The sequence below is a fragment of the Marilutibacter spongiae genome, assembly GCF_014145325.1.
In the GTDB taxonomy this organism is placed as follows: Bacteria; Pseudomonadota; Gammaproteobacteria; order Xanthomonadales; family Xanthomonadaceae; genus Marilutibacter; species Marilutibacter spongiae.
Map to the genome: position 1 here is coordinate 24,089 of NZ_JACHTF010000025.1, position 7,016 is coordinate 31,104.

Here is a 7,016-nt window from a genome sequence, read left to right on the forward strand (position 1 = left end):
ATGGCATCCCTGCTGCTGTCCCGCCGCGACCTCGACTTCCTCCTGCACGACTGGCTCGATGTCGGCGCACTGGCCGCCGCGCCGCGCTTCGCCGACCACAACCGCGAGACCTTCGACGCCGTGCTCGATGCCTGCGAGCGGGTCGCCAGCGAGATGTTCGCGCCGCACTACCAGAAGGCCGACCGCGAGGAGCCCCGATTCGACGGCGAGCGCGTGCACCTGATCGACGAGGTCAAGGCCGCGCTGGATGCCTTCTGCGAAAGCGGGCTGATCGCCGCGGGGCAGGATTACGCGCTCGGCGGCATGCAGTTGCCCTTGGTGGTGGCCAATGCCGGGCTGGCCTATCTGTACGCGGCCAACATCGCCACCAGCGCCTATCCCATGTTGACCCTGGGCAACGCCAACCTGCTGCTGACGCACGGCACGCCGGCCCAGGTGAAGGCCTTCGTCGAGCCCGAGCTCCAGGGGCGCTTCTTCGGCACCATGTGCCTGTCCGAGCCGCAGGCCGGCTCCTCGCTGGCCGACATCCTCACCCGCGCCGAACCCGATGGCGATTCGCCGTTCGGGCCGCGTTACCGGCTGACCGGAAGCAAGATGTGGATCTCCGGTGGCGACCACGAGTTGTCGGAGAACATCGTCCACCTGGTCCTGGCGCGCACGGCCGGCGACGACGGCCGGCCGATCCCCGGCATCCGTGGCCTGTCGCTGTTCGTGGTCCCGAAATTCCTCGTCGACGAGGCGGGCGCGCTGGGCGAGCGCAACGACGTGCAACTGGCCGGGCTCAACCACAAGATGGGCTACCGCGGCACGGTCAACACGCTGCTCAGCTTCGGCGAGGGGACCGGTTACAGGCCAGGGGGCAGGGCGGGTGCGATCGGCTATCTCGTCGGTGGCCTGCACCAGGGCCTGGCCTGCATGTTCCACATGATGAACGAGGCCCGCATCGGCGTCGGGCTCGGCGCCACCGCGCTGGGCTACACCGGCTACCTGCATGCGCTCGACTACGCGCGCGGCCGGCCGCAGGGGCGGCGCATCGACGCGGGCGGCAAGGATCCCGGCTCGCCCCAGGTGCCGATCATCGAACACGCCGATGTCCGCCGCATGCTGCTGGCGCAGAAGAGTTACGTGGAAGGCGCGCTCGCGCTCAACCTCTACTGTGCGCGCCTGGTCGACGAAGCGCGCGTCGCCGACGACGACGCCGTTCGCGCCGAGCTGGAGCTCTTGCTCGACATACTCACGCCGATCGCGAAGAGCTGGCCCTCGCAATGGTGCCTGGCCGCGAACGACTTGGCGATCCAGGTCCATGGTGGCTACGGTTACACCCGCGAGTACAAGGTCGAACAGTTCTACCGCGACAACCGCCTCAACCCGATCCACGAGGGCACGCATGGCGTGCAGGGCCTGGACCTGCTCGGCCGCAAGGTCGTGATGCAGGACGGTGCGGCGCTTCGCCTGTACCTGGCGCGTGTCCGCGCAAGCATTGAGCGCGCCAGCGGCGATGCAGGCCTGAAGCCGCATGCCGAGGCGCTGTCGCGCCGCATCGACCGGCTCGCCAGCGTCACCGCGCAGCTGTGGCGCGATGGCGAGCCGGGCCTGGCGCTCGCCAACGCCAGCGTCTACCTGGAGGCCTTCGGCCACGTGACCGTGGCCTGGATATGGCTGGAACAGGCCATGGCCACGCGCGGACGCGACGACGATTTCCACGAAGGCAAGCGACGCGCGGCGCGCTTCTTCTTCGACTGGGAACTGCCCAGGGTGGACGCCCAGTTCGACCTGCTCGCCCGCCGCGACCGCGGGCCGCTGGACATGCCCGATGCCTGCTTCTGAGCCGCCGCCCCGCCGACCGTTCCCGGAGGACACGAGACCCGCATGAGATCGCTCGACACCCTCGATGCACTCGCCGACTGGATCGGCCGCGAAGTCGCCTGCAGCAACTGGTGCACCATCGACCAGGCGCGCATCCAGCGCTTCGCCGACGCCACCGGCGACCAGCAGTGGATCCACACCGACCCGGAGCGCGCCGCGCGCGAGTCGCCCTTCGGCGGCACCGTCGCCCACGGCTACCTGACCCTGTCGCTGCTGCCGCACCTGCTGCAGTCCTGCCTGCACATCGGTGGCATCGGCATGGCCGTGAACTACGGGCTGGACCGCGTGCGCTTCCCGGCCCCGGTGCCTGCCGGAAGCCGCGTGCGCGCACGCCTCGCGCTCGATGCCCTGACGCCGCTCGACGGCAGCCTGCAGGCCCATTGGTCGTCGATCGTCGAGATCGAGGGCGGCGACAAGCCGGTCTGCGTGGCACGCATGCTGGTGCGCTACTACCCCCTGACATCCCAGGCCCCTGCCCCATGAGGACGCTTCGACATGGACCTTGATTTCACACCCGCCGAGCGTGAGTTCCAGCGCGAGGTACGCGCATTCGTGGAGGCATCGTTGCCGGACGACATCCGCGAACGCATCCGCAGCGGCGACGACTGCCGGCTGCGCGACGACATCCAGGCCTGGCAGAAGATCCTGCATGCCAAGGGCTGGGGCGCCCCGATGTGGCCGCGCGAGTTCGGCGGTACCGGCTGGTCGAAGACCGAGCAGTACATCTTCGAAAGCGAGTGCGCGGCCGCCGACGCGCCGCCGCAGCTGGCGTTCGGCCTGAAGATGGTCGCACCGGTGATCATGCGCTTCGGCACGCCCGAACAGCAGCAGGCCTTCCTGCCGCGCATCCTGTCGGGCGAGGACTGGTGGTGCCAGGGCTATTCCGAACCCGGGTCCGGATCGGACCTGGCCTCGTTGAAGATGCGTGCTGAACGCGACGGCGACGACTACGTGCTCAACGGGCAGAAGGTGTGGAACACGCTGGGCCAGTTCGCCGACTGGATCTTCTGCCTGGTGCGTACCGACCCCACGACCAAGCCGCAGAAAGGTATTTCCTTCGTACTCGTCGACATGAAGAGCCCGGGCATCACCGTGCGTCCCACGCGCCTGCTCGACGGCACCTGCGAAGTCAACGAAATCTGGTTCGACAACGTGCGCGTGCCGGTGACCAATCGCATCGGCGAGGAGAACCTGGGCTGGACCTATGCCAAGTTCCTGCTCGGCCACGAGCGCACCAACATCGCCGGCATCGGCGCCTCCCGGCGCGAGTTGCGCCGCCTGCGCGAGGAGGCCGCGCGCATCCGTCGCAACGGTGGCCCGCTGCTCGACGATCCGGTGTTCGGCACGCGGCTCGCGCAGGTGGAGATCGAGCTCAAGGCGCTGGAGATCACCAACATGCGCGTGATCTTCGACGAGGTGCGCAACAAGACGCCCGGCCCGGAGGCCTCGATCCTCAAGATTCGCGGCACCGAACTCATGCAGCGCATCTCCGAGCTCCAGGTCGAGGTGCAGGGCGAGGCAGCGTTGCGCGTGGGCGGCGCGGGTGAGGGCGCCCGCGCGGCCGCTGCCTACATGAACCTGCGCAAGCTGAGCATCTTCGGCGGCTCCAACGAGATCCAGCGCAACATCATCGCCCACCTGATTCTCGGACTCTGAGGTCGACCATGGATTTCTCATTCACCGACGAGCAGCAGATGCTGCTGGACACCACCCAGCGCTTCATCGCCGAGCGCTACGACTTCGAGTCCCGCAACGGCGTGCGCGCTTCCGACGAAGGATGGTCGCGTGCGGTCTGGACCGAACTCGCCGAACTCGGACTGCTGGCGCTCGTCCTGCCGGAAGCCGAAGGCGGCATCGACGCCGGTCCGGTCGGCACCCTGCTGGTGTCGCGCGCCATCGGCGAAGGCCTGCTGCTCGAGCCTTTCCTGTCCAGTGCGATCGTCGCCAGCCAGGCCATCGTCCGGCTGGGCTCCGACGCGCAGCGCGCCGAGTGGCTGCCTGCGATGGCCGCCGGCGAGCTGGTCGCCGTACTCGCGCACGACGAAGCGGGACTGGCGCCCGGCAACGTTGATCTGGGCACCACCGCCACGGCCGAGGGCGATGGCTGGCGGATCGACGGCGCCAAGCACGCCGTCTACCACGCGCCGCTGGCGGGCCTGGTCCTGGTATCGGCGCGGGTCGGGGACGGCATGGGCCTCTTCGCGGTGCCGCCGGATGCCGAGGGCCTCGCGATGGATGCCTACACCAGCATCGACGAGCAGCGCGTCGCCGACCTGCGTTTCGACGGCGTCCGCGTCGGCGCCGACGCGCGCCTGGGCGACGAGGCGGCCGAAGCGCTGCTCGCCGTCGTCGACATCGGCCTGGCGGCCCTGTGCGCGGAAGCGCTCGGGGCCATGGAGCGGATCCTGCGGGCGACGATCGAGTACACGCGCTCGCGCGTGCAGTTCGGCATGCCGATCGGCGGCTTCCAGGCCCTGCAGCACCGCATGGCCGACATGCTCATGCACCTGGAGCAGGCGCGCTCCATGGCCTATCTCGCCGCGGACCAGGCCGGCACGACAGACCGCGACGAGCGCCAGGCGCAGCTGTCCGCGGCCAAGGGCCTGATGGGGCAGGCCGCACGCTTCATCGGCCAGCAATCGGTGCAGCTGCACGGGGGCATGGGCATGACCGACGAACTCGACGTCAGCCACTACTTCAAGCGCCTGCTCGCGTTCGAACTCCGCTTCGGCGGCACCGACGAACACCTGGAGCGCTACCGCCGGCTGCGCGTCGCCTACTGAGGGGCAGGGGCGGGCGGTCGGATCCATTCCCCCGGCCCGTTCGGGTGTCACATCTGCTCGATGCCCTCGGGCAGGCGCACCCAGTCGTGCTTGCGATTCCCGTACACCGACACGACCGGTGCCGGGAACCCCGGGTCGGCGAACGCGCCCACCGGGATCGCCACCATGTCGGGAAGGGCCTCCATCAAGTAGTAGACCGTACCGCCGCAGGCCGGGCAGAAGTGAAAGTGCGCCCGCGTGCCCTCGTCGCCGACCAGTGAGTGCGTCCGACTCTCTCCATCCAGCTCAACCTCATCCCGCGGGAACCGCGCCTGCGCACTGAACACGCCGCCCGTGCGCCGCTGGCAGGCCAGGCAATGGCAGATCGACACACGCACCGGTTCGCCCCGCGTCCGGGCCGTGAGCTGGCCGCAACTGCAGGCGGCCACGCGTTCGTTGGGGGTGTCCATGCTGTCTCCATGCAGGGATATGGCCGAAGCCCGGTGGTGGATAGATGCCTGGCCCACCCCGGTCTGGACAGCCTGACGCAACATGATACGGCCATGTGCCTGTCAGCTGTTCAGAACAGCCGCGCAATGCGCTTCGCTTGGCCGCTTTCTTGTCGTTGGCGATAGCGCACCCCATGCCGTCATCCCAGCGAACGCTGGGATCCAGCGCTTGCGTGTCCTTCCTGGCCTCCGTCTGGGATGACCTGGCAACGACACCTGGCATCCGATCCTATCCGCTTCGTTCATTGCACCCTGCCGCGCCGGTCCGCAGGGCAAACGCGTGGGCTGGATGATGGGTCAGGCACGTGGCGACCGGAACACGAAGTGCCGGACCACGGTGGCCGCCAGCATTGAAAGAATGAAGGTAACGGCACCAAAAAACGCGGCCGCAACGAGCCACCAGTTGTGGTCGACGGGCCGCATGGACCCATTCCAGACGAGCAATACGGCGCCCACTACGGCAAGCAAGGTCCCGAGCCACGCACAGGCGTTGAAGGTCCGCAGCCTGCCGGATGGTGCAGACCGAGGCTGGAATCCCTTGAAGATCAAGAAAGCGCCGAGCATCAACGGCAAGAGAAGTGCTGACACGGCGATCATTGGAGGCGCCTTGTAACGGGGTCGAGATGAGTCGAAAGGCGGGTTGGACTCGAATGATCTGTCAGGGCCACGAATATACGTGAGCCCGGAATTTCCGCTCCGGAAGGTCGGGGATGCTGAGGACGGTCCGATGGCGGCAGTAGCACGCAGTGTAGAGGCCAGAGGGTGAGCGGTACCTGGTGCGCACGAACAGGTGGCGACCGAAACGCTGGACTGTCGCCGTATGCAGCGCCACGCCACAGTTCTGTGTCTGATCGACCGAAAGCTTCAACACCCTGCCGGACCAGCGGGTCCGAACCTCGTCCTCCGTGGCCAGGGACAAGTCGCATACGTCCGTGGATACCTGCACGCCAGGAAGAGCCAGCGGCGTGAGCCAAAAGTAGACAGCGACGAAGCCAAGGGTCGCGATCAAAGTTAAAGATGCCGCCCTAAGTCGCCGCTGCATATGTCTTCCATGTAACAGCGCAAAGCATCCGATGGCGTGCGGATTCTTCCCTCAGCCTACTCCATGCCAGATATCGCGCCCTGCGCCCGAACAGTTGATCGAGGTTGGCGTCGAACCGATAAGCGTGGGCCTCGGGCGCGATGCTCTTGACCCTTCGACCGTAGCGGAGAATCGTGATGACGGCAGCAGGGATCGACTTGGGGAAGCAGGGGTGAGGGTACCGTTTCCAATCTCGCGTAGAGAAAGTCCACTCTGACCCCTGTTTTGGTTTTGCGAAACTCCAGAGCAGCGGATCTGCGTCTAATCAGATGTGTCGCACTTGGTGGTTGAATTCACCCGTCATTCCATTGGCTGGCGAATGATGGTTTTCCATTTGTCCGCTGCCGCCTTGCGTATGTCGCTTAGGTATACTTCGTGGTGCTTGCCCCTCAGTGCGGAGCGGCTTGATATGAAATCGTGCACCCGTTGAATTGTCGGCCCCTCGGCTGAGAACGGGCCAATGTGCATGGTTTGTGCACAACGCCCCTCTTTGAACCGCTCGAACCGAATCCCTTTTAGCCCAGGTAGCCCTTTCTTGTCTTGAACGCTGGCGATAGCTGACTGCACCAGCTGCCCTGATGCTTCTGGTGGCTGCATAATCATCATCGTCCATTTCCAATTGTCTTTCTCGTCGCGGTTGAAGCTGGCCAGATCTTCGGCCCACCACAAGCCCGACGTCCCCCCGGTTTTGAGTAGCGCGGCGATCTGGAGTCCAATTCCCCAGAGTAAGGAGATTGGACGTGAAGAAGCGCTTTTCTGAAGAGCAGATCATCGGCTTCCTGCGTGAGGCCGAGGCCG

General features: G+C 66.5%; 7 protein-coding genes. 4 read left to right on the forward strand and 3 right to left on the reverse strand.

What is annotated here, in order from left to right; all coding sequences use genetic code 11:
* Genes H4F98_RS16285 through H4F98_RS16300 form a run of 4 tightly spaced genes read left to right on the forward strand, consistent with a single transcriptional unit; the run spans position 1 to position 4,649 of the window.
* Positions 1-1,827, forward strand: a complete 1,827-nt coding sequence (locus H4F98_RS16285) for an acyl-CoA dehydrogenase (RefSeq protein WP_182688890.1) — start codon at positions 1-3, stop codon at positions 1,825-1,827.
* Between the two features lie 42 nt (positions 1,828-1,869).
* Positions 1,870-2,349 (forward strand): MaoC family dehydratase, encoded by a 480-nt coding sequence (locus tag H4F98_RS16290; protein ID WP_182688891.1) that lies wholly within the window; start codon positions 1,870-1,872, stop codon positions 2,347-2,349.
* Between the two features lie 12 nt (positions 2,350-2,361).
* Positions 2,362-3,522, forward strand: coding sequence for an acyl-CoA dehydrogenase family protein (locus tag H4F98_RS16295; RefSeq protein ID WP_182688892.1), 1,161 nt, complete (start codon positions 2,362-2,364; stop codon positions 3,520-3,522).
* A gap of 8 nt (positions 3,523-3,530) precedes the next feature.
* A complete protein-coding gene (locus H4F98_RS16300) occupies positions 3,531-4,649 on the forward strand; it encodes an acyl-CoA dehydrogenase family protein (RefSeq protein ID WP_182688893.1) in 1,119 nt (372 codons plus the stop codon).
* 47 nt (positions 4,650-4,696) lie between these two features.
* Here H4F98_RS16300 and H4F98_RS16305 read toward each other — a convergent pair whose 3' ends face one another.
* From H4F98_RS16305 to H4F98_RS16315, 3 genes are all read right to left on the reverse strand, one after another.
* On the reverse strand, positions 4,697-5,098 hold the full coding sequence (locus tag H4F98_RS16305) for a GFA family protein (RefSeq protein WP_182688894.1): 402 nt from the start codon (positions 5,096-5,098) through the stop codon (positions 4,697-4,699).
* Between the two features lie 336 nt (positions 5,099-5,434).
* Positions 5,435-5,734, reverse strand: coding sequence for a hypothetical protein (locus tag H4F98_RS16310; RefSeq protein WP_182688895.1), 300 nt, complete (start codon positions 5,732-5,734; stop codon positions 5,435-5,437).
* A 784-nt stretch (positions 5,735-6,518) separates the two neighbouring features.
* A complete protein-coding gene (locus H4F98_RS16315) occupies positions 6,519-6,887 on the reverse strand; it encodes a GyrI-like domain-containing protein (RefSeq protein ID WP_246373338.1) in 369 nt (122 codons plus the stop codon).
* Positions 6,888-7,016: the final 129 nt, after the last annotated feature.

Bases quoted from the DNA above. Each gene is read 5' to 3' on its own strand.
- H4F98_RS16285 (WP_182688890.1), top strand. From the start codon at position 1: ATGGCATCCCTGCTGCTGTCCCGCCGCGACCTCGACTTCCTCCTGCAC.
- H4F98_RS16290 (WP_182688891.1), top strand. From the start codon at position 1,870: ATGAGATCGCTCGACACCCTCGATGCACTCGCCGACTGGATCGGCCGC.
- H4F98_RS16305 (WP_182688894.1), bottom strand. From the start codon at position 5,098: ATGGACACCCCCAACGAACGCGTGGCCGCCTGCAGTTGCGGCCAGCTC.
- H4F98_RS16300 (WP_182688893.1), top strand. From the start codon at position 3,531: ATGGATTTCTCATTCACCGACGAGCAGCAGATGCTGCTGGACACCACC.
- H4F98_RS16295 (WP_182688892.1), top strand. From the start codon at position 2,362: ATGGACCTTGATTTCACACCCGCCGAGCGTGAGTTCCAGCGCGAGGTA.
- H4F98_RS16310 (WP_182688895.1), bottom strand. From the start codon at position 5,734: ATGATCGCCGTGTCAGCACTTCTCTTGCCGTTGATGCTCGGCGCTTTC.